Source organism: Pseudomonas sp. 4CAES_32.4 (assembly GCF_058136335.1).
The window spans coordinates 3,030,837-3,054,467 of sequence record NZ_CM176882.1 but is presented as its reverse complement, the minus strand read 5'-3'; the positions used below and the strand labels follow the sequence as shown (position 1 = coordinate 3,054,467).

Below are 23,631 nucleotides of genomic sequence, written 5' to 3'. Positions count from 1 at the left end.
TCCCACAGTGATTCGAGTCGCTCCCGGATTGTGTGACTGACACAAAACCCTGTGGGAGCCAGCCCTGCTGGCGATAGCGGACTCTCTGTACCAAAGATGCCAACTGACCCACCGCCATCGCTGGCAAGCCAGCTCCCACAATGATTTGGGTTGCCCCCGGATTGTGTGACCAACACAAAACCCTGTGGGAGCCAGTCCTGCTGGCGATAGCGGACTCTCTGTACCAAAGATGCCAACTGACCCACCGCCATCGCTGGCAAGCCAGCTCCCACAATGATTTGGCTTGCCCCGGATTGTGTGACCAACACAAAACCCTGTGGGAGCCAGCCCTGCTGGCGATGGCGGACTCTCTGTACCAAAGATTCCAACTGACCCACCGCCATCGCTTGCAGGGCAAGCTCCCACAGTGATCAGTGCTGTGCATGACTTTACTGGTCAGCAAAGAAACTTGTGGGAGCTGGCTTGCCAGCGATGAGGCAAGCACAGTCAACACCTCCATTGACTGAACCACCGCCATCGCTGGCAAGCCAGCTCCCACAATGATTTGGGTTACCCACTGAATTTTGTGACCCACACAAAACCCTGTGGGAGCCAGCCCTGCTGGCGATGGCGGACTCTCTGTACCAAAGATGCCAACTGACCCACCGCCATCGCTTGCAGGGCAAGCTCCCACAGTGGTCAGTGCTGTGCATGACTTTACTGGTCAGCAAAGAAACTTGTGGGAGCTGGCTTGCCAGCGATGAGGCAAGCACAGTCAACAGCTCCATTGACTGAACCACCTCCATCGCTGGCAAGCCAGCTCCCACGATGAATTGGCTTGCCCCCGGATTGTGTGACCGACACAAAACCCTGTGGGAGCCAGCCCTGCTGGCGATGGCGGACTCTCTGTACCAAAGATGCCAACTGACCCACCGCCATCGCTTGCAGGGCAAGCTCCCACAGTGATCAGTGCTGTACATGACTTTAGTGGTCAGCACAGGAACTTGTGGGAGCTGGCTTGCCAGCGATGAGGCAAGCACAGTCAACAGCTCCATTGATTGACCCACCGCCATCGCTGGCAATCCAGCTCCCACAATGATTTGGGTTGCCCCCGGATTGTGTGACCCACACAAAACCCTGTGGGAGCCAGCCCTGCTGGCGATAGCGGACTTTCTGTACCAAAGATGCCGACTGACCCACCGCAATCGCTTGCAGGGCAAGCTCCCACAGTGATCAGTGCTGTACATGACTTTACTGGTCAGCACAGAAACTTGTGGGAGCTGGCTTGCCAGCGATGAGGCAAGCACAGTCAACAGCTCCATTGATTGACCCACCGCCATCGCTGGCAAGCCAGCTCCCACAATGATTTGGATTGCCTCCGGATTGTGACCCACACAAAACCCTGTGGGAGCCAGCCCTGCTGGCGATGGCGTCAGTGCAATTCAGCACATCGGCTCAATCTTGTCAGCGGATATCCCTCGATCATTCAGCCAACTTAATTGCTGGCCACTGACCATGATCGACCGTGCCCCTTCGCGTCTCAGCCTGCTCACCTTGCTCTGCGGTCTGCAGGCAACCGCCAGTGCCAGCGGTTTTCTCGACGATTCGAAAACCGAAGTGCTCAGCCGCAATTTCTTCCTGAGCAACGACTACCGCTCGCCATCGCCCGCCGGCAAAAACTACAAGCAGGAATGGGCTCAGGGCTTTATCGGCACCTTCACCTCGGGTTTCACGCCGGGCAGCGTCGGTTTCGGCGTCGATGCCCACGCCTTTCTCGGCCTGAAACTGGATGGCGGCAAAGGACATTCCGGCACCGGATTGCTACCGGTCGACAGCAGCGGTCGCAGCGAATCGAATTACTCCGACGCAGGCGGCTCGTTCAAATTGAAGGTGTCGCGCACTACCTTGGCGTTCGGCGAAATGACCGTGGAAACGCCCGTTTTCGACACCTCGGACAAACGCCTGCAACCGGAATACGCCACCGGGTTTCTCTCAAACAGCCGTGAAATCGACAACGTTAATCTCGTCGCCGGGCACTTCACCGCCTTCAAGAACCAGGACAGTTCCTCCGGTCGTGGCGATTTCTATGGCTACGGCGCCAATACCGAAGCCGGCGGGATCAGCTTCCTCGGCGCGGATCTGTTCGGCGACAGCCCCGTCGGCGGTTCGCTGTATGCCTCGGAACTCAGCGACACCTGGCACCAGTACTACGGCAATCTGCACTTCAAGCAATCCGGCGTACTGCTCGACGCCAACCTCTACCACACCCGCGACACCGGTCGAGCCTTGGCCGGCGCCATCGACAACACAGCGTTCAGCCTCGCCGGCAAGTACACCTTCGGCGCCCACGGCGTGATGCTCGGCTGGCAACGGATCGATGGCGACACACCGTTCGATTTCGTCGGCGGCGACTCGATCTACCTCGCCAACTCGATCAAATACGCCGACTTCAACGGCGCCGGCGAACGCTCCTGGCAAGCGCGCTACGACCTCGACCTCGGTGCCTTCGGCATCCCCGGCCTGACCTTCATGACCCGCTACGTCACCGGCAGCCACATCGACGGCACCCACGCGCCACAGGGCGGCGCCTACAACCCGTTCGATGCCGACAGCGGCGAGTATCAGCCGCAGCAAGGTGATGGCGGCAAGCATTGGGAACGGGATATTGATCTGAAATACATCGTGCAATCGGGCGCGGCGAAGGATCTGTCAGTGCAGCTATCGCACGTTTCGCATCGGGCGAATGAGGCGCAGGCCGGGGATGATATTGACCGGATTTACGTGGTGGTGCAGTACCCGTTGGGGTTTTGAAGGCGGTGGGTCAGCGAACTTCTTCTGCATAGCCAAATCGCCATCGCTGGCAAGCCAGCTCCCACAGGTGTTTGTGTCGGTTACGAAATACGTGGTCATACCAAATCATTGTGGGAGCTGGCTTGCCAGCGATGGCGGCGGATCAGTCGACATCTTCGGCACAGGCAGTCCGCTATCGCCAGCAGGGCTGCCTCCCACAGGGTTTTGTGGCGGTCACAAAATCTGTGTGCAACGTGAATCACTGTGGGAGCTTGCCCTGCAAGCGATGGCGTTGGGTCAGGCAACACTTTCGGCACAGGCAGTCCGCTATCGCCAGCAGGGCTGGCTCCCACAGGGTTTTGTGGCGGTCATAAAATCTGTGTGCAACATGAATCACTGTGGGAGCTTGCCCTGCAAGCGATGGCGTTGGGTCAGGCAACACTTTCGGCACCGCCAGCCCGCTATCGCCAGCAGGGCTGGCTCCCACAGGGTTTTGTGCCGGTCATAAAATTTGTGTGCAACGTGAATCACTGTGGGAGCTTGCCCTGCAAGCGATGGCGATGGGTCAGGCAACACTTTCGGCACCGCCAGCCCGCTATCGCTTGCAGCGAGTCAGAGGTGAATGGATGTTCGAAGTGATTGGCGGAAGGCAGCCGGAGTCGAACCTGCCCGGGAACGGATGCCGTCCCCAACCGGGTTTGAAGCCCGGCCGCGCCACCGGGCGCGATTGCCTTCCTTGAACTCAGTGTGCGTCGGCGTGGGCCAGCGCGTTGTCGGGGCGGATCTGGCGGGATTCGCCGGTGCGTCGGGTCAGGCCGAGGCGGTCGAAATATTCCAGATATTGAATACAGCGTTTGCGTCCCAAGCCTAGCGCATCGCGGACCGTTGTCACCTGGATCGACGGATTTTCCTCGGCGAGTTTCAACAAGACGGCGGCCATTTGCCGCAACACCGTGTGGCTGACAAACAGGTCGCGCACAACCTGGTGCATCAATCCCAGCCGCGCCAGTTTGCGCAACAGCAGGCGCACCACAGCATCGTCCTGGCAAAGCATTTTCGCCACATCGCGTACCCAAGGCGGATCGAACCCGGCGTTTTCAAACAGCGGTTGCATCTGCTGCCACAGGGTTTCGTCTTCGGCGTTCAAGCGCACTTGGTGATCGGGCAAATGCAGCCATGGGCCGCTGGCATTGATCGAACCCGCTTCGCGTAATTCGTCGAGCAGGCTGACAAACGTCGAACGCTCCAGCGCCAAACCGCTGAAGCGGCGCAAGCGATCGCGATCCGGGCCCATCTGGTCGGGTTCCAGCTCATGAAACTTTGCCAGTTGCTCCAGCAAGGTGAATTTCAGCTGTCCCCAGCGCTGCAGGTTGAACAGCACCGGGCCTTGGCGGGTGTCGATCAGGCGTACGTTTTCCGCTAACGACCACGTCGAGCGCGGGCGATTGAATTGGCGTTCCAGTCGCTGTGGGTCGAGGCCGCCGGCGCTGTGATTTAACAACACGGGCAAGGCTTGCTCGAGGCTGTCGCTGCTCAGTAACGCGTGCAGTTGTGCTAGACGCTCCGGGCTGCGGCGTTGGCGGGCCGGAGCGAAGGGATCAAGTACGCGCCCGCCGCCGAGGGTGCGCTGGGCGCTGGAGTCGCGCAGGATCAAACGATCGCCCTTCACCGCGTGCACCGGCGCGTTGATCAGCAGCTGCGCGAACATGCGTTCACCAGGGCTTAAGCGCGGGCCTTCGAGCAACGCGACGCGGGCAATCACATCCTGTGTGCCAAGGTGCACATGCACCGGGTGAAAGTGCTCGAAGGTGCGTTCGCCGGGCAACAGTTGGAATTCGATGTCGATGCGCCGGGTCGGTGCATGCAGCCACTCGGACACTAACCACTGGCCGCGATGAATCTGCGCCAGTTCAAGGCGTTCGCCGCTGATATTCAACGCCACGCGTTGTCCGGCGAAAGCCTGTTCGGCAGGTTGATTCTGCGCGTGCAAACCGCGAACCCTGACCGATTTCCCGGAAGGTCCGAGGGTGAGTTTATCGCCAACAGAAACCACCCCGGACAACGCCGTCCCGGTGACCACAATCCCCGCGCCGGCCACGCTGAAGGCCCGATCAATCGCCAAACGAAAACCGCCCTCCCGATTGCGCTCCAGCACTTCCCGTTGTGTTTGCAACAGCGCGTTGCGCAACCCATCGATGCCCAGCCCGGTCACGCTGGAGACCACCATGATCGGCACCCCGGCAAACGGCCCCGGCTCCAGCAAATCGAGAACCTGGCGCTGTACCTCTTCCACCCTGCCCGCCTCGACCCGATCACATTTGGTGATCGCCACCAGCGCTCGGGGAATGCCGAGCAATTCGACAATCGCCAGATGCTCGCGCGTCTGCGGCATCACGCCGTCATCCGCCGCGACCACCAGCAACACCAGATCGATGCCCTGCGCTCCGGCAAGCATGTTGTGGGTGAATTTCTCGTGGCCGGGCACGTCGATAAACCCGGTCAGTCCGGCGCCCGGTTCAAGTTCGGCATACAGATAACCCAAGTCGATGGTCATCCCGCGCTCGCGTTCCTGCGGGCGGCGGTCGCCGGTTTGTCCGGTCAGGGCTTGCAGCAGCGACGTCTTGCCGTGGTCGATGTGCCCCGCTGTGCCGACGATCACTGATCGACCTGCAAGTGCGACAGCTGGGCGACCCATGCTGGTTCGTCGTCGAGTTGGCGCAGATCGAGCCACAGCGCATCGTCGTCGATACGCCCGAGCACGGGGATCGGCAACCCACGCAACGCCGCTTCCAGATTTAACAGGTAACGCCCGCGCAACCGCTTCGAAACCTGCGGGCGACAACACAGTGCCGCACTCGGCAGGCGCGCCACCGGTTGGCTGCCGCTGCCGATCATGCCTAAGGCGTGTACGGCACTGACCGTCCAGGTTTCCCCCAGCACGTCAGCCAGCGCCGGTTGCAAGCGTGAGGCCTGCGCGAAGATGTCGACCTGCGGGCGCGTCAGCAGGCGCAAACTCGGCAAGCGCTCAGCGAGACGATCCGGATCACGATACAGACCGAGCACCGCTTCCAGCGCCGCCAAGGTCAATTTATCGACCCGCAATGCGCGTTTCAGCGGATTCTTCTTGATCTTCGCAATCAGTTCTTTACGCCCGACAATCAACCCCGCCTGCGGCCCACCAAGCAATTTGTCACCGCTGAAGGTGACGATATCCGCACCATCAAGCAACGCCTGACGCACCGTCGGTTCTGCCGGCAAGCCCCAACGAGTCAAGTCGAGCAGACTGCCACTGCCGAGATCCTCCAGCAGCGGCAAACCATGTCGATGAGCCAACTCGGCCAGTTCCGCAGTCGGCACGCGAGCGGTAAAGCCTTCGATGCTGTAATTGCTCGCATGCACACGCATGATCAAACCGCTGCGTGGGTTGATCGCCGCTTCGTAGTCGCGAGCGTGGGTACGATTGGTGGTGCCGACCTCATGCAGGCGCACGCCGGCGCGGGCCATGATGTCGGGGATGCGGAAGGCGCCGCCGATCTCGATCAGCTCGCCACGGGAAATGATGCCTTCCTTGCGCGCGCCCAGACTGTTGAGCGTCAGCAGCACGGCGGCGGCATTGTTGTTGACCACGGTGACGGCTTCGGCGCCGGTCAGTTCGCGGATCAGACCTTCGATCAGATCGTCGCGATCACCGCGCTTGCCGCTGGCCAGATCGAACTCCAGATTGAGCGGATAACGTGCAGCCATTTGCACCGCTTCGATGGCTTCGTCAGGCAACAACGCGCGGCCAAGGTTGGTGTGCAGCACGGTGCCGGTGAGATTGAACACCCGGCGCACGTTGCTACGTTGCTGTTGCGCCAAGCGTTCGCCGACGCGACCGGCCAACACTTCGGGACTGATTTCTACCGCCGACAATTGCCCGTTCACCACGCCGGGCCGCAGTTCATCGAGCAACTGCCGCAAATTCGCCAGCAGCGACTCACGACCGTGGCGTTCGAGCAAAGGCACACTCGCCGGATGACGCAACAAACCATCAATGGAAGGTAACCGCAGGGACATCAGCCACTCCTGGAGACAGATCACTGCGCAAGAGTGTAGACCCTGCTGTCACTCGTCTCCCGGAGCCAGCAACAGATTCGGTGCCAAGCGCTGATAGCCGTCCTGCGCCAGACGCATGTCCAACAGCAGACTGCTCAAATCCGCTGACAATGCCTCCGCATCGGCATCGTTTTCCAGATACACCAGTTTCAGATAACTGTTACAGCCCGGACAGACTTCCGCCCTTATCGGCGCCTGATTAGCCGCATGGCGATCATCCTCAAGGCTGAAATAATCCAGCCCCTTACTCGACTCGCAATACACGCACTTGACCCGCACCACATGCCATTCACAGGCACACAGTGAACACACCAGATAACGCAAACCGTTGTGCTTGCCGCGATGGCGGATTACCCCGGCCATCGCCGGTGATCCACAGGCCGGGCATTGGCTGAGGCTGTCGCCGGGTTTCAGTTTCAGATCCGGCGCGCTGAGCAGCCAATGGCTCCAGGCCGTTTGCAGCGCCGCGCCGAGAAACGGCACCAGTTGCGCCGGCACCATCGAATATTGACCGCTGACCAACGCCACGGCCCATGAGCGTAACTGCCCGGAACTGGCGGCGCGCAGCGTGTCCACCGCGTCAACGACGGCGGGTTGAGCAGAAGGCTCATAACGTTGAAGAAAAGCGCCGAGATACGCCTGCCAACCCTCTTCGCGCACCAAGGTATCCGCCGCGAACGGCGGCAAACCATGCTGCTGACACGCTTCGATCCGTTGTTGATCGAACGGCGCTACAAGCGGTGGATCATCGAACACCTGCTGCTGAACACGGCACAATCCGGCAATCAAGCGCAGATACTCGGCCAGCGCATGCCCCTCGGCCAGTTGCTCCAGCCGATCAGCACGCAGTGAAAACAGATTATGCGGCGGCAGATGCAGAAACGGCGGCGAACTGGCCGCCGCTTCGATTTCCCCAGGTTCCAGAATGGTTGGCAAAAGTCAGCCCTTTTTGGTGATCGGTCGCTCCGGCACGTCCGGATTGCGTTCGTCGCGGGTGATGTCGCGATACCACAGTTCATGGTGTTTCTTCGCCCAGGCGCGGCTGACCCAGCCATGCAGCATCGCGTCCACCGACCCCTTGATCCACAGCCCGGCGTAGATGTGAATGATGATGCTCAGCACCAGAATAAATCCGGCCAGCGCATGCAACAGCATCGCCCAGCGAATCACCGTGATGCCGAAATAAGCACTGAACCAGGCGCGCCAGATCACCAGCCCGGTGAACAGCAACCCAAGCATGCACAGCAGTAAAGTCCAGAACAGCAGCTTTTGCCCGGCGTTGTATTTGCCCACCGGCGGCACGCTTTCTTCGTCGTTAACCAGCACCCGGTCAATGCGCCGCAGCCATTTGCCGTCGTTGCTGATGAAGAAGTTGGCGCGCCAGAAACTCAGCACCAGACCGAGGAAAAACACAAACATCGCGATTCCCATGTACGGATGCAGAATCCGCGTCCACGGCCCACCGCCGAACAGGTTGCTCAACCAGAACAGTGATGGATGAAATAACGCCAGCCCCGACAGCCCGGCCATGAAAAACAGGATCGCTACCAGCCAGTGATTGGTGCGCTGGTTGGCGGTGTAGCGCAGGATCGTCTTGTTGCTCATGGCCGGTCCTCCCCGCGTGGATCGAAGGTGTGCACCGCCGGATCGACAACGTGCACCGAGGTATCAGGTGGCGTTGGATGTTCATCTTCTTCGACCCGGTTCGGACCGATGCGCACGTAATGAAAGAACCCGGCCAGCACCGCCGCGCCCATGGCCAACAGGCCCAGCGGTTTGCTGATGCCTTTCCACAGGCCCACCAACGGACTGATCGCCGGATCCTGCGGCAGGTTGGCGTAGATCGTCGGCGTGTCAGCGTGATGCAACACATACATCACATGGGTGCCGCCAACACCTGCCGGGTCATATAAACCGGCGTTTTCAAAGCCACGGCTTTTCAGATCGACGATGCGCTCGGCGGCGTGTTCCTTCATGTCTTCCTTGGTGCCGAAGACGATGGCGCCGGTCGGGCAGGTTTTCACGCAGGCCGGCTCCAGCCCTACCGCGACGCGATCCGAACACAAGGTGCACTTGTAGGCTTTGTGATCTTTCTGCGAAATGCGCGGAATGTTGAACGGGCAACCGGTGATGCAATAGCCACAACCGATGCAGTGATCCTGATCGAAATCGACGATGCCGTTGGCGTGCTTGATGATCGCGCCGGGGCTCGGGCACGCCGCCAGACAACCGGGCTCGGCGCAGTGCATGCAGCCGTCCTTGCGGATCAGCCATTCGAGATTGCCCGCATCGGTTTCGTGCTCGGTGAAGCGCATCAACGTCCAGGTTTCCGCGCTCAGATCCTGCGGGTTGTCGTAAGTGCCGTGGTTGTGGCCGACCTCGTCGCGCAACTCGTTCCATTCCGAGCAGGCGACCTGGCAGGCCTTGCAGCCGATGCATTTGGTGGTGTCGATCAGCTTGGCCACCGCCTCCTGATTCCTCACCGACGGCGGCACCGTGGTAGTGGCCGAGCGGGCAATGATGTCTTGGCTGGCCATTTAAAGATTCTCCATCAGAGCTTCTCCACGTTGACCAGGAATGACTTGGATTCCGGGGTCTGCGTATTGCCATCGCCGAGGAACGGCACCAGGGTGTTGGTCAGGTAACCGTGGCGCGTCAGGCCGGTGAAGCCCCAATGCAGCGGGATGCCGATCTGATGCACGACCTGGCCGTTGACCTGCAACGGCCGGATCCTTTTCGTCACTACTGCCACCGCTTCGATAAAGCCACGCTTGCAACTGACCCGCACGCGATCTCCGGCAGCAATGCCCTTCTCTTTCGCCAGCACTTCGCCGATTTCCACGAACTGTTCCGGTTGGGCAATCGCGTTCAACTTGCAGTGCTTGCTCCAGAAGTGGAAATGCTCGGTCAACCGGTAACTGGTGCCGGCGTAAGGGAAGTCCTTGGCCTCGCCGAGGGTTTCCCAGACCGAATCGAAGATCCGCGCCGCCGGGTTGCTGGTGGCTTTCTTGTTTTGCGGGTGCAACGGGTTGATGCCGATCGGCGTTTCGAACGGCTCGTAATGCTCGGGGAATGGGCCCTCGTTCATCTTGTCGACGGCAAAGAACCGCGCCACGCCTTCGGGGTTCATGATGAACGGATTCATCCCGGCTTCCGGCGGCACGTCGGCCTTGTAGTCCGGCACGTCGGTGCCGGTCCAGGCCTTGCCGTTCCACCACACCAGACGTTTTTTCGGATCCCACGGCTTGCCGGCGACATCCGCCGAAGCACGGTTGTAGAGAATCCGCCGATTGGCCGGCCAGGCCCACGCCCAGCCCAAATGCTGGTGCATGCCGAACGGATCGCTGTTGTCGCGACGGGCCATCTGGTTGCCAGCCTCGGTCCAGCTGCCGGCGAAAATCCAGCAACCGGACGCGGTGCTGCCGTCATCCTTGAGCAAGCCGAACCCGGCCAGTTGCGAGCCCGCCTTGACCGCGACGCCCGTGGCATCAGTGAAATCGCTGACAGCGCTGCCGTTGATTTCCTTGGCCAATTCCTCCGGCGAAGGCTCGTCGGGGATCTTGTATGGCCACGACAGTTTCAGCAGCGGATCGGGGAATTTGCCGCCCTCGGCCTGATAACGCTTGCGCAGGCGCAGGAACAATTCGCTCATGATGCGAATGTCGGTTTGCGCTTCGCCCGGGCCATCGGCGCCTTTCCAGTGCCATTGCAGCCAGCGACTGCTGTTGACCAGCGAGCCGTCCTCTTCGGCAAAACAGGTGGTCGGCAGGCGTATGACTTCGGTCTGGATGTCGGCGCTTTTCACGTCGTTGTACGGCCCGACGTTTTGCCAGAACTCGGAGGTTTCCGTGGCCAGCGGGTCCATCACCACCAGCCATTTCAGTTTGGCCAGCGCGCCCATTACGCGGTTCTTGTCCGGCAATGCCGCAATCGGGTTGAAGCCCTGGCACATGTAACCGTTAACCTTGCCCTGGCTCATCAGGTCGAACATCTTCAGCACGTCGTAGTTGGGGATGTCGAGTTTCGGCAAATGGTCGTAGCACCAATTGTTCTCGACCGTGGCGTTGGCGCCGTACCACGACTTCATCAGGCTGACGTGGAATTTGCTGTAGTTCTGCCAGTACGACAGTTGCCCAGGACGCAACGGGACTTGTGTGCGTTTGTGGATGAAGGTGTTGTAGTCCTGCTCGCTGTCCTGACCTAAGGTGAGGTAGCCCGGCAGCGCGTTGGAGAGCAAGCCAAGATCGGTCAGGCCTTGAATGTTGGAGTGCCCGCGCAAGGCGTTGACCCCGCCGCCGGGCATGCCGACGTTGCCCAGCAGCAGTTGCACCATCGCCGCGCTGCGAATGATTTGCGCGCCGATCGAGTGCTGAGTCCAGCCGAGGGCATAGAGAATCGTCATGGTCTTGCCCGGAATCGAACAAGTGGCGATCTCCTCCCAGATTTTCTGCATGGCGTCGACCGGCATGCCGCAGATCTGGCTGGCGAGGTCGATGTTGTAGCGGCTGTAATGCACCTTCATCAATTGATAGACGCAACGCGGATCCTGCAAGGTCGGGTCGACTTTGACGAAGCCGTCGTCGCCCATCTCGTAACCCCAGCCGGACTTGTCGGTGTAGGTGCGTTTCTCCGCGTCGTAGCCGCTGAAAATACCGTCTTCGAAGCCGTAGCCTGATCTGACGATGAACGACATGTCGGTGTAGTTGCGCACGTATTCGTGCTGGATCTTGTCCTCGGTCAGCAGGTAATTGATCAGCCCGCCCATGAAGGCGATGTCGGTGCCGGTGCGGATCGGCGCGTAGTAGTCGGCCACCGAAGCGGTCCGGGTAAAACGCGGATCAACCACGATCAGCCGCGCAGCGTTGTGCGCTTTGGCCTCGGTCACCCATTTGAAGCCGCACGGATGCGCTTCTGCTGCGTTGCCACCCATCACCAGGATCAGATTCGCGTTGGCGATATCGGTCCAGGTATTGGTCATGGCACCACGGCCGTACGTCGGGGCAAGACTTGCCACCGTCGGGCCGTGTCAGACACGCGCCTGGTTATCAAACCCCAGCATGCCGAGACTGCGAATCACCTTCTGGGTGATGTAGCCGGCTTCATTGGACGCCGCCGACGCCGCGAGGAAACCGGTGCTCAGCCAGCGATTCACCGTTTGCCCGTTGGCATTTTTCTCGATGAAGTTGGCGTCGCGGTCGGCTTTCATCAGGTCGGCGATGCGGTCGAGCGCTTCGTCCCAACTGATTCGCGTCCATTCGCTGCTGCCCGGCTTGCGCGTTTGCGGGTAGAGCAAACGGCCGGGGCTGTGAATGAAGTCGAGAAGGCCTGCGCCTTTCGGGCAGAGAGTGCCGCGATTGACCGGGTGGTCGGCGTCGCCCTCGATGTGAATGATGCTTTGCGCTACGTTCTTTGCTCCATCGCCCTGGCTGTACATGATCAAACCGCAGCCGACCGAGCAATACGGACAGGTGTTGCGGGTTTCATGGGTGTGGGCAAGCTTGAAGTGGCGCACCTGCTCGGCGAAGGCCAGCGTCGGGGCCATGCCCAACGCGCCCAGGCTAGAGCCTGCAAGGCCGATACCGGCGACCTTGAAGAACTGACGACGGCTGAGATCCATCGTGCACTCCTGATCAGGTGGAACCCGGTACTTGTGCCGGGTTTTATCTGGACAATCACGGTTGCGGCAAACGAGTGCCGACCTTTTCACTGTAGACAATGACCACACGATCTGTGTGAAAACCGACCGTCGGCCATTTGTCGGCTCTCCCACTAACAACCGCAATCCCTGTGGGAGCTGGCTTGCCAGCGATAGCAGTGGATCAGCCACCATCTTTATTGGATGTGCCGACGCCATCGCTGGCAAGCCAGCTCCCACAGGTTTTGTGTGCTCCCACCTGGCCATGGGCTTAGAATGCCCGGCAGGACCAACCCCGCCTTCACGAGACCGCGCATGACTTTCGATTTTGATCAGGTATTCGACCGCCACAACACTGGCAGCACCAAGTGGAGCCGCTATTCGGCTGACGTGCTGCCGATGTGGGTCGCTGACATGGATTTCGCCGCGCCGCCGGTAATCATCGAGGCGTTGCAACAGCGCCTGCTGCATCCGCTGGTGGGCTACAGCGTCGCCCAGGACAACCTGCGCGAAGCCATCGTTGCCGATCTCTGGAACAAGTTCGCCTGGCAGGTCAAACCGCAAGAGTTGATTTTCCTGCCGGGCATCGAATCCGGTTTCAACATGGCTTTGAAAGCGCTGGTACAGCCGCAGCAAAACGTTGTGGTGCAAGTGCCGAACTATCCGCCACTGCGCCACGCACCGGGGCATTGGGGCCTGAACAAGGTCGAGCTGGCATTCGACGCGCAGGCCGATGGCACTTACCTGACTCCGCTGGACGTGCTGCGTGAGTCGCTGAACGGTGGCGGTGCACTGCTGCTCAGCAACCCGCACAACCCGCTCGGCAAAGTGTTCGCCCGCGAAGAACTGCAAGCCGTGGCCGATATCTGCGTGGCGCAGGACGCGTGGATCATCTCTGATGAAATCCACGCCGAGCTGTGCTTCGACGGCCGCGTACACATTCCGACCGCCTCGCTGAGTCCGGAAATTGCCCAGCGCACCATCACCCTGATGTCGGCGAGCAAGGCTTACAACATTGCCGGCCTGAAGACATCGTTCATGATCATTCAGGACGCGGCCTTGCGCGAACGCGTCAACCACGCCCGTTGCGGCATGGTCGACAGCGTCAATCCGCTGGGTATGGAAGCCACTCGCGTGGCCTACTGCGAAGGTGCGCCTTGGCTGGCCGAACTGAAAACCTATCTGCAGGCTAATCGTGACTGGCTGGTGGAAGCAGTGCGCAGTCGCTTGCCGGGGGTGATCATCAACGTGCCGCAGGGCACGTATCTGGCGTGGCTGGATTGCTCGGCGCTGGATCTGGACGACCCGCAACGCTTCTTCCTTGAACACGGCAAAGTCGGGCTCAGCGCGGGTCTGGATTTTGGCGATCAACATCAGCAATACGTGCGCCTGAACTTCGGCTGCCCGCGCTCGATGCTCGAAGAAGGTATCGCCCGGATGGAGCGCGCGCTGACCCAGCGCAATACCTGAAACCGCCACTAAACCCTGTGGGAGCTAGCCCTGCTAGCGATAGCGGTCTGACATTCACCATTGATGTCGACCGACAAATCGCCATCGCTAGCAGGGCTAGCTCCCACAGGGGTTGAGTGTTCCTGACAAAAAACGCGTCGTAAATCCGATCGAACTCACGGCAAACGCACCGGGTCAACCGCCCATACCTGCCCTGAAAACTCGGAGACCCGCGATGACCGACTACCCGAAACCACCCTTTGCTACACAAGCCCAAGCCGTTCCCGGTTCGCAACGCAAGATGGAGCCCTATCCAGACTGCGGCGAGCAAAGTTACGTCGGCTCCGGGCGTCTCGCCGGCAAAATCGCCCTGATCACTGGCGCCGACAGCGGCATCGGTCGCGCCGTGGCCATTGCCTTCGCCCGTGAAGGCGCAGACGTCGCCGTTGCTTATCTGAATGAACACGAAGACGCCAAAGAAACCGCCCGCTGGGTCGAACAGGCCGGCCGCCAGTGCCTGTTGCTGCCCGGCGATATTGCGCAGAAAGCCCATTGCCAGGCGCTGGTCGACAAGACCGTCGAACGCTTCGGCCGCATCGATGTGCTGGTCAACAACGCGGCGTTCCAGATGACCCACGAAACCTTCGAGGAAATCCCCGACGAGGAATGGGTGATGACCTTCGACGTCAACATCACCGCGATTTTCCGCTTGTGCCAAGCTGCGATCAAACACATGCGCGCCGGCGCCTCGATCATCAACACCAGTTCTATCAACTCCGATTTGCCCAAACCGACCCTGCTCGCCTACGCCACCACCAAGGGTGCGATTGCTAACTTCACCGGTGGTCTGGCGCAAATGCTCGGGCCGAAAGAGATTCGCGTGAACTGCGTGGCGCCGGGTCCGATCTGGACGCCGCTGATCGTCTCGACCATGCCCGACGAAGAAGTGCAGAACTTCGGTGCCGAAACCCCGCTCGGCCGCCCCGGCCAACCCGTGGAAGTGGCGCCGATCTACGTGTTGCTGGCCTCGGATGAAGCCAGCTACATCACCGGCCAGCGCTACGGCGTGACCGGTGGTAAGCCGATGCTCTGATCCGCGGCCACCTCGGTCCCTGTAGGAGCTGTCGCAGGCTCGGGTCAGCTCCTACAATTTCTGTAACCACGGTGCCATTGCCGTCACATCGAACACTTAAGGGCGGCCAATCATGAGTTTTGTCGTATGGGTAGCGGTGCTCGGCGCCGTGCTGTTAACCCTGGCACTGACCTCCTCCTACCTGCGCTGGATGCCGGTGACGACCTCGGCGGTTTGTTTGCTGCTGGGCATCGGCATCGGCCCCAGCGGCCTCGATTTGCTGCAGCTGCCACTGGAAGACGCTTCCTTGTGGATGGAGCACCTGACGGAAGTTGCGGTGCTGTTTTCGCTGTTTGTTTGCGGATTGAAATTGCGTTTGCCACTGCGCGACAAGCACTGGCGGATCGCTTTCGGGCTGGCCGGGCCGGTCATGGTGGTGACCATCGCCGGGGTTTGCCTGCTCCTGCATTGGGCACTGCAGTTGCCATGGGGGCCGTCGTTGTTGATTGGTGCGATGTTGGCGCCGACCGATCCGGTGCTCGCAGCCTTGGTGCAAGTCAACGATGCGCGAGATGTCGACAGTGTGCGTTTTGGCCTGTCCGGCGAGGCGGGCCTCAATGACGGGGTGGCTTTCCCGTTCGTGATCCTCGGGCTGTTGTTGATTCACGGACAAGGCACGGCAGGCGAATGGCAGGACTGGGTGCTGCGCAGTCTGTTGTGGGCGGTGCCCGCCGGATTGCTCACCGGTTACTGGATGGGCCGTGGCATCGGTCGGGTGACCCTGTCGCTGCGTATTCGTAATGACGACAGCACGTTGAGCCCGAACGATTATCTGGCGCTGTCGCTGATCGCCTTGGCGTATGTGGTCGCCGAGGCGATTGGCGGCTACGGCTTTCTCTCGGTGTTCGCCGCTGGCCTGGGCTTGCGCCAGGTCGAAGTGAAATCCACCGGCGCCAGCCAACCGCCCGCCGAGCATTTGGTGCAGCCGGTGGTCGGTCACCAGAATGTCGAACCGCAGCACGCCGTGCACGGCGATACCGAGCGGCTGGAAAGTGGTCAGGTGGCGGCCGGGATCATGATGGGCGATATGTTGTCATTCGGCGGACTGGTCGAACGGGCCATGGAAGTGTTTCTGGTTACCCTGCTCGGCGTTGTGTTGATCGCGCACTGGGATTGGCGTGCGCTGCTGGTCGGCGGTGCATTGTTCTGCCTGATACGCCCGGCCTGTGTCGCGCTGATGCCCTGGGGAACGCTGCTGGCAACACGTCAGCGCATGCTGATCGGCTGGTTCGGGATTCGTGGGATCGGCAGTCTGTTCTATTTGTTTTACGCGTTGAATCATGGCTTGAGCGATGCGCTCGCCACGACATGTACCGACCTGACGCTGTCGGTGGTGGCGTTGAGCATTTTGCTGCACGGCATCAGCACGCAACCGATCCTCGCGCGTTACGAACTGCTCAAGCAACAAAAAACCTGATTTTTATCTGGCATTTTCAAGCGCGCATTCATCGAACATTTTTGTGAAAAAAAATGGATCCCTGCGTAACCGTCGGCAGTCACAAGCATAACCCCCCGCTGAGTTCGTCCGGCGGGGCCCGGCAGGTTCGGTTCCCCTGCGGCTTCTGGCCTATGAAAAGGAATCTCTGACAAATAAGGTTACGGTCATGAAAGAATGCTCGACTCCTGCGCAAATCAAGGCTTGCAGAGCACTGGCTCTGGAACGCAATCGCCAACTGTTCGAAAACGCTCACGCCCTCAATCGAGCGGCGAATGCGGCGCTTGAGGTGGAAAACCTGGATTTCGAACAATTCGAGCACTATCGAGCCTTGCGCAAGAAAGCTGATCTGATGTTTGAAGACGCCATCGACCATTTGTGTGTGTTGAACGAAGACTTCCCGCCCATTCCAATGTCGTCGCAGAAGACAGTTGAGTCGCGTCGGCAGCTTGAAGCCACAGTCTGAATTCGCTGCACAAAAAACCCGGCCATCTGAGCCGGGTTTTATTTGCCTGTCGATCAACCGCCCGGATTGGTCACCTGGATATACACCGCGTAACTGCCCAGCAGCACCCAAAACGTGGCGAAGATCCACGGTGTGCGCAGGGAAAACAGCAGGGATTTGCGGTAGCCCTTGTGGCTGGATTCCATTTCGCTGAACAGCGGCGATTCATCATAGGCCAGGCCCATCAGCGGTTCGCTATGCAGCAAATGACTCTGCTTGAAATGCCAGTGATCGATGATCTGGTACGCCGCACGAATCCCCGGCCAGGCATTCAACGAACTGAGCAGGCCCAACAGCGCCAGAAACGGCGGCACCACGATGGTGAACAACTTGCCCCACTCCGGGTTGACGTTGGCCATGCATGAGGCGAACGCAATCACCAGAAAAGACTGCGCCGCCAGGTAGGCGTCGGTGCGGTTGGCGAGAATGCTGGTTTCGTACTGGATTTCCCGGCGATAGAAATCCAGCCGTTCCTTGGGTGAGCCGAACATCTTCGCGTTATGTTCGGTCAGGGTTTCTTCAGCGGTTGGCTGGGTCAATATGCGAGGCAAGGGACACGCGCTCCGGGGTGGGTAAAACCTTTAGAGGCACCCCGGCGTGTACTGGTTCAGGCGAATGTACCGACGGCTCATTTCATCGATTGCGCAATGATCTCCACCAGATTCAATTGGGTGAACGGCTTGGGCAGGCGCGGCAGTTGCGCGGCGAAACCTTCCAGGCGTTCGGCGTAACCGGTGGCGAGGATGATCGGCAAATCCGGTTTCAGCAGCCGCACGGCATGGGCCAGTTGCGCGCCGCTCATCTGCGGCATGGCCATATCGGTGATCATCAGGTCGATCACCTCAGCCTGATCGAACAGCGCCAGCGCCTGGGCGCCGGAAGTGGCGCTGATCACCCGATGGCCGAGGTCTTCGAGCAGCAGGCTGGTGCTGGTCAGCACCAGCGAGTCGTCGTCGACCACCAGCACGCTGAGTCGCGGCACCGAAACCGGCTCGACCGCCGGATACAGCGGTTTCACCGTCGCGCCATCCACCGCCACTGGCAACCACAACTCTGCGGTGGTGCCTGTGCCCTTTTCACTCTTGAGGACAAAACGCCCGCCGAGTTGCTCGATGAAGCCATGCACCATCGACAACCCCAGCCCGGTGCCTTTGCCCAGACCTTTGGTGGTAAAAAACGGATCCCGAGCCGATGCCAGCGTTTGCGCGTCCATGCCTTCACCGGTGTCGGTCAGGCTCAGGCACACGTAGCGCCCGGCACTGAGCGTTGCCTGAGTTTGTTCGAGTACCACTTCCGGCTGAGCACGGATGACTACGCTGCCACCTTCGGGCATGGCATCGCGGGCGTTGGTCGCCAGGTTAAGGATGGCCAGTTCCAATTGGTTGGTGTCGGCGATCACCGCTTCCAGATCGTCGGGAAACTGCGTGTCGATGCGGATCCCCGGCCCCAGCGAACTGCGCAGCAGCCCGGTAATGCCTTGCACCAGCCGTTCGATGTTGACCGATTCGGTCTTGAGTTCCTGACGCCGAGCGAATGCAAGCATGCGCTGGGTCAACGACACGCCACGCAGGGCACCCTGGGTGGCGTTTTCCAGCAGACGGCTGATTTTCGGATCATCCCCGGTGCGCTTTTGCAGAATTTCCAGATTGCCGAGGATCACTGTCAGCAGGTTGTTGAAGTCATGGGCGATGCCGCCGCTGAGCTGCCCGATGGCCTGCATCTTTTGCGCCTGGAACAACGCTTCACGGGTTTTCTCCAAGGCCTGTTGCGCCAGATGAGTTTCGGTGACATCGCGGGTGATCTTGGCGAAACCCAGCAACGTGCCGGTATCGCCGCGAATCGCATCCACCACCACATGGGCAAGAAAACGCGTGCCATCCTTGCGCATCCGCCAGCTCTTGTTTTCGAAGCGGCCCTCACGGGTGGCTGTATCCAGCGCCCGCTGCGGCTCACCGAGTTCGCGATCTTCGGGGGTGTAAAAAATCGAAAAATGCTGGCCGATGATTTCTTCCGGCAGGTAACCCTTGATCCGCTGCGCGCCCTGGTTCCAGTTACTCACCCGGCCTTCGGGGCTGAGCATGTAGATGGCGTAGTCGGTAACGCCTTGCACCAATAAGCGGAATTGTTGCTCGCTTTGCTTGAGGGTTTCTTCGGCCATCTTGCGATCGGTCAGATCACGGGTGATCTTGGCGAAACCCAGCAGTTTGCCGTTGGGATCGATGATCGGATCGATCACCACGTGGGACCAGAAATTGGTGCCGTCCTTGCGCACCCGCCAGCCTTCGCCTTCGAAACGCCCTTCGCGGATAGCGGTGTCGAGCGCCCGCTGTGGCAAACCGGCCGCGCGGTCATCGGCGGTATAGAACCGCGAGAAATGCTCGCCGAGGATTTCCGCTTCTTCGTAACCCTTGAAGCGCTTGGCGCCCGAGTTCCAGCTAGTGATGATGCCGTCAGGGTCGATCATGTAGATCGCATAGTCGACCACCGCATCGATCAACAGTCTGAAACGCATTTCTTCGATCGCGGCGGTCTTGGTGTTTTCGCTCATTACAGTCACTGCACAGGGTCATGCGCTGGAGTATGCGTCAATCCGTGGAATTGAAAAGCCATCAGGGCGGTTTTTGATTGCCCACCAGCGCGGCAACAGTTGCTGGATGCGGCTTTCGGCAAAGCGGTCGTCAATCAACATGACCACGCCGCGATCCTGACGGGTACGAATGACACGCCCGGCGGCTTGCACGACTTTCTGCACGCCGGGATACAGATAGGTGTAGTCGTAACCGGCACCGAAGATCGCTGCCATACGTCGCTTCATCTGCTCGTTGACCGGGTTGAGTTGCGCCAGCCCCAACGTCGCGATGAACGCGCCGATCAATCGCGCGCCGGGCAAATCAATACCTTCACCGAACGCCCCGCCCAACACCGCAAACCCCACGCCCTGACTCTCGGCGGTGAACTGATCGAGAAAGGCCTGGCGCTGCCCTTCGGCCATGCCCCGTGATTGCAGCCACTGGGCGATTTGCGGATGGCGTTCGGCGAGCAATGTCGCCACTTGCTGCAAGTAATCGAAGCTGCTGAAAAACGCCAGATAATTGCCCGGTCGCTCGCTGAACTGACGGGCGATCAAGTCGACGATGGGTTCCAGCGAGGCTTGGCGATGATTGAAGCGCGTCGATATCTGGCTGACGATGTGCACCTGCAATTGCTCGGCAGCGAACGGTGATTCGACATCGATCCACACGGTGCTGGCCGGCGTGCCCAGCAGATCGGCGTAGTAATTTCGCGGGCTGAGGGTCGCGGAAAACAGCACGCTGCTGCGCGCCGCGGTCAGTCGCGGACCAATGAACGCCGCCGGCACCACGTTGCGCAGGCACAGTTGCGAGAGTGGTTTCTTACGATCAAGGTCACGTTTGCTGATGTCGAACAGGTAATGCTCGTCGTAGAGTTCCGCCACCCGTGCAAATTGCAGCAGGTCGAAATAGAAATTCTGCAGAGCGCTGTCGAGCCCTTGCGGGTGGTCGTTGAGGTAATCGCCAATCGCCGCGCAGCACAGGGAAATCGCTTGCAGTAGTTTTTCCGGCGCCTTGTCGTAAGCCTGATACGCCGCCAGTTGCGGCGCATGCAGCGCATTCCATTCGCGGTTGACCCGTTGCAGGGCGTTTTTCAGCGGCTGGGGGGCAGTCTTGCGCACGCTGGCCAGGGTGAACTGGTCGAGACTGGCGCTGTACATCTGCCGACCGCGCTCGACCAAGTTGTGCGCCTCGTCCGCCAGCACCGCGACTTTCCACTGATTGAGCTGCGCCAGTCCAAACAGCAGCGCGCTGAAATCGAAGTAATAGTTGTAGTCGGCGATGACCACGTCGACCCAACGGGCCATTTCCTGGCTCAGGTAATACGGGCACACCGAGTGTTGCGCGGCGACTTCGCGCATGGCGGCTTGATCGAGCAGATTGATGCGACTGGCCGCTTGGCGGGCGGCGGGCAAACGATCATAAAAGCCTTGGGCCAACGGGCAGGATTCGCCGTGACAGGCTTTGTCCGGGTGTTCGCAGGATTTGTCCCGGGCGACCATTTCCAACACACGCAGCGGCAAGGTCGGCGACTGGTCGAACAAGACCTGGCTGGCATCCAGCGCCAGTTTGCGCCCCGGTGTCTTGGCGGTGAGGAAAAACACCTTGTCCAGTTGCTGCGGCGCCAAAGCCTTGAGCATCGGGAACAGCGTGCCGAGGGTTTTGCCGATGCCGGTGGGTGCCTTTGCCATCAGGCAACGACCGGTGCTGACGGCTTTGAACACCGACTCGGCCAAGTGCCGCTGGCCGGGGCGGAAATCGGCGTGGGGGAACGTCAGTTGCTGCGCCGCCAGATTGCGCGCCTCGCGATGGGCCATTTCCTGCTCGGCCCACTGCAGAAACAATGTGCATTGTTGCTGGAAAAACGCCTGCAGCGCATCGGCGCTGAAGTGTTCAACCAGACAGGTTTCCTTCTCGCTGACGATGTCGAAATACACCAGCGCCAGATTGATCTGTTCAAGTTGGAGTTTGCGGCACATCAACCAGCCGTAGATCTTCGCCTGCGCCCAGTGCAGCTGGCGGTGATTGGCCGGTTGTTTGCTCAGATCGCCTCGGTAGGTTTTGACTTCTTCGAGGCAGTTTTGCGCCGGGTCGTAGCCGTCCGCCCGGCCCTTTACCTTCAATTGCAGGAACTCGCCTTCCAGTGCCACTTCGCTCTGGTACTTGTCATTGCGTCGAGATGCCACCGTGCGATGGCCGACGATGCCTTCCAGTGCGGTGGGTGATGGTGTGAAGCGCAAGTCGAGGTCACCGGTCTTGGCGGTGAATTCGCACAGCGCGCGCACGGCGATGCTGTAGCTCAAGCGCTCTGCTCCGCCCATTGCACGTAACACACGGCCACCGGCATCTGATGCTCGTGGCAGAACTCCAGCCAGCGCAATTGATTGTCCTGCAAGCGGTCACCGGGGCCTTTGACTTCAATCATTCGGTAGGTTTTGTGTTGCGGCCAGAACTGGATCAGGTCGGGCATGCCGGTGCGGTTGGCCTTGATGTCGAGCAATAAACGCTTGAACCAATGCTTGAGGTGTTCGGCCGGCAGACAGGCCAGCGCCTGGTCCAGCAAATCTTCATTCAGCGCGCCCCAGAACACGAACGGCGACTGGATGCCCCACTTGTCGACAAAACGCTGGCGAATGGTCGCGGCGTAACGGCCATCGTCGAGTTCGTCGAGGCAGGCCTGGAACAGCTCGGCGCGGCGCTGCTGGAAGTCTTCATTGAGCAAGTCCACCGGCCCGCGCTGGAACGGGTGAAAGAACGCACCGGGCAACGGCGCGAAAATCGCCGGCCAGCACAACAGGCCAAACAAGGAGTTGATCAGGCTGTTTTCCACGTAATGCACCGGCCCCTCGTCGTCGTGCAGATGGGCCTGCACGTAAAACTCCACCGACAGCGCGGGATCGCTGCGCGGCAACTGCAAATCCAGACGTTCGACCGGCCTGGCGATCGCGCGTTTAAGCGGTGGGCCGCCGAGTTTGCGCCGCAGTCGCGGCAACATCCGTTGCAGACCTTGCTGCTCGGCGGCGCTTTCTGGTGTCTGCTCGGCGAGTGTGCCGAGTTCCAGCGCCAATGCGTATTCCGCGCAGCGTTCCAGCACGCGGATCATGCGTAACCGGGCGCCGGGATAGGCGCAGTCGCGGTAGATGCTCAGGGCCAGGGCAAACTCGCCGATGCGTTCGCAATACTGGCCGATCTGGAACAGCACTTTGCCGCGCCGACGTTCTAGCCACGGGTTGTCGAAGTGCAGTGCCGTGACTTGTTCGGCAATGATGTCCAGCGGCTCGCCAGCCTCGAAACGCAATTGGCAGTTGTGCAGGAACAGGCAGGCGTCGACGTCCTCGCGGCTGCGCAGGCCTCGCGAGTCCGCGCAGAATTCGACGTTTTCGTAGGTAAAAATCCCCAGATCGGCGAGCACGAATTCGGACCAGTCCTGATAGAGATTGCCGAAGAACATCAGGCGCAGACGGTCGCACAGATCCATGATGGTCAGGCTGAACAGCCGCTCATTCAGTGACGGCGCCCATTCGCGCAGGGCTCGCGGTTCGTTGAACTGCTCGGCCAGCAGCGGCAGCCAGTCATCCTTGCGGCCCTTGGGCTGTTCGATGGTCGCGCCAAATGCCTGGAGGATTTCGGCCTTGAGCAACACGTCGAACAGTTCTGCAATGGCCAGCGGCGCGTGTTCTTCGATCCAGCCATGCTCGAGCAGCGGTTGCGCGGCGTCAGCGATGTCGCCGATTTCAAGGTAACTGAGTTTGCCGGCGCGAAAATGCACACCCTTGCGCATCACCATGCGCACCAGCAAACCTTGCGAGGCGCGGGGCACGGCATGAAAGGTGCGGATAAAACCATGTTCAGCTTCACTCATCACATCGGCGTAACGAAGCTCAAGCCAATCAAGCACTTGCCGGAAGTTATTGAGGTAATAGAACGGGTCGTCGAGGGGGTTGGCAGTCACGGTAATTCAGGGCCATGGCGAGCGAATACTGGTTATGCGTACAGATACCAGCTCTGCCCCGCCCGGTGCAAACGGAAAAAGATCAATGG

The 23,631-nt window shown here is 60.2% G+C and carries 15 protein-coding genes and 1 tRNA gene; 5 read left to right on the top strand and 11 right to left on the bottom strand.

The genetic code is table 11. The features are described 5' to 3' along the window. Positions 1–1,494: 1,494 nt before the first annotated feature. Positions 1,495–2,790, top strand: a complete 1,296-nt coding sequence (locus AC3Y64_RS13605) for an OprD family porin (protein ID WP_489987861.1) — start codon at positions 1,495–1,497, stop codon at positions 2,788–2,790. Positions 2,791–3,409: 619 nt separating this feature from the next. On the opposite strand, the gene AC3Y64_RS13600 is transcribed toward AC3Y64_RS13605, so the two are convergent. From AC3Y64_RS13600 to fdnG, 7 genes are all read right to left on the bottom strand, one after another. Further along, positions 3,410–3,505 (bottom strand) — tRNA-Sec (locus AC3Y64_RS13600). 6 nt (positions 3,506–3,511) lie between these two features. Next, positions 3,512–5,428: a selenocysteine-specific translation elongation factor gene (gene selB / locus AC3Y64_RS13595; protein ID WP_489987963.1), complete on the bottom strand. Its 1,917-nt coding sequence runs from the start codon at positions 5,426–5,428 to the stop codon at positions 3,512–3,514. After that, positions 5,425–6,828 (bottom strand): L-seryl-tRNA(Sec) selenium transferase, encoded by a 1,404-nt coding sequence (gene selA / locus AC3Y64_RS13590; protein ID WP_489987962.1) that lies wholly within the window; start codon positions 6,826–6,828, stop codon positions 5,425–5,427. Before selA ends, selB begins: the two co-directional genes overlap by 4 nt. Positions 6,829–6,873: 45 nt before the next feature. Then, entirely contained in the window at positions 6,874–7,800 is a 927-nt protein-coding gene (fdhE, locus tag AC3Y64_RS13585) for a formate dehydrogenase accessory protein FdhE (protein ID WP_489987860.1), read from the bottom strand. Between the two features lie 3 nt (positions 7,801–7,803). Next, entirely contained in the window at positions 7,804–8,469 is a 666-nt protein-coding gene (locus tag AC3Y64_RS13580; protein WP_489987859.1) for a formate dehydrogenase subunit gamma, read from the bottom strand. Next, positions 8,466–9,401 (bottom strand): formate dehydrogenase subunit beta, encoded by a 936-nt coding sequence (gene fdxH, locus AC3Y64_RS13575; protein WP_008082738.1) that lies wholly within the window; start codon positions 9,399–9,401, stop codon positions 8,466–8,468. The genes AC3Y64_RS13580 and fdxH overlap by 4 nt, the downstream gene beginning before the upstream one ends. 14 nt (positions 9,402–9,415) lie before the next feature. Beyond that, positions 9,416–12,481, bottom strand: coding sequence for a formate dehydrogenase-N subunit alpha (gene fdnG, locus AC3Y64_RS13570; protein WP_489987858.1), 3,066 nt, complete (start codon positions 12,479–12,481; stop codon positions 9,416–9,418). Between the two features lie 333 nt (positions 12,482–12,814). Between fdnG and AC3Y64_RS13565 the strand changes: the two genes are divergently transcribed. The 4 genes from AC3Y64_RS13565 (at position 12,815) to AC3Y64_RS13550 (ending at position 16,981) form a co-directional block, all read left to right on the top strand. Continuing rightward, entirely contained in the window at positions 12,815–13,969 is a 1,155-nt protein-coding gene (locus AC3Y64_RS13565) for a MalY/PatB family protein (RefSeq protein ID WP_489987857.1), read from the top strand. A gap of 214 nt (positions 13,970–14,183) precedes the next feature. Then, positions 14,184–15,041, top strand: coding sequence for a glucose 1-dehydrogenase (locus AC3Y64_RS13560; RefSeq protein WP_489987856.1), 858 nt, complete (start codon positions 14,184–14,186; stop codon positions 15,039–15,041). A gap of 112 nt (positions 15,042–15,153) precedes the next feature. Then, positions 15,154–16,497 (top strand): cation:proton antiporter, encoded by a 1,344-nt coding sequence (locus AC3Y64_RS13555; RefSeq protein WP_489987855.1) that lies wholly within the window; start codon positions 15,154–15,156, stop codon positions 16,495–16,497. A 187-nt stretch (positions 16,498–16,684) separates the two neighbouring features. Next, a complete protein-coding gene (locus AC3Y64_RS13550; protein WP_158959516.1) occupies positions 16,685–16,981 on the top strand; it encodes a hypothetical protein in 297 nt (98 codons plus the stop codon). 53 nt (positions 16,982–17,034) lie between these two features. On the opposite strand, the gene AC3Y64_RS13545 is transcribed toward AC3Y64_RS13550, so the two are convergent. The 4 genes from AC3Y64_RS13545 to AC3Y64_RS13530 all read right to left on the bottom strand — a co-directional run bounded on the left by AC3Y64_RS13545 (position 17,035) and on the right by AC3Y64_RS13530 (position 23,542). Next, the gene (locus tag AC3Y64_RS13545; protein ID WP_489987854.1) at positions 17,035–17,571 is read right to left on the bottom strand and encodes a hypothetical protein; all 537 of its coding nucleotides are present in this window, start codon (positions 17,569–17,571) and stop codon (positions 17,035–17,037) included. A gap of 77 nt (positions 17,572–17,648) precedes the next feature. Further along, positions 17,649–19,568, bottom strand: coding sequence for a hybrid sensor histidine kinase/response regulator (locus AC3Y64_RS13540; protein ID WP_489987853.1), 1,920 nt, complete (start codon positions 19,566–19,568; stop codon positions 17,649–17,651). Positions 19,569–19,586: 18 nt separating this feature from the next. Then, entirely contained in the window at positions 19,587–21,893 is a 2,307-nt protein-coding gene (locus AC3Y64_RS13535) for an ATP-dependent DNA helicase (protein WP_489987852.1), read from the bottom strand. After that, entirely contained in the window at positions 21,890–23,542 is a 1,653-nt protein-coding gene (locus AC3Y64_RS13530; RefSeq protein WP_489987851.1) for a VRR-NUC domain-containing protein, read from the bottom strand. Before AC3Y64_RS13530 ends, AC3Y64_RS13535 begins: the two co-directional genes overlap by 4 nt. Positions 23,543–23,631 lie beyond the last annotated feature (89 nt).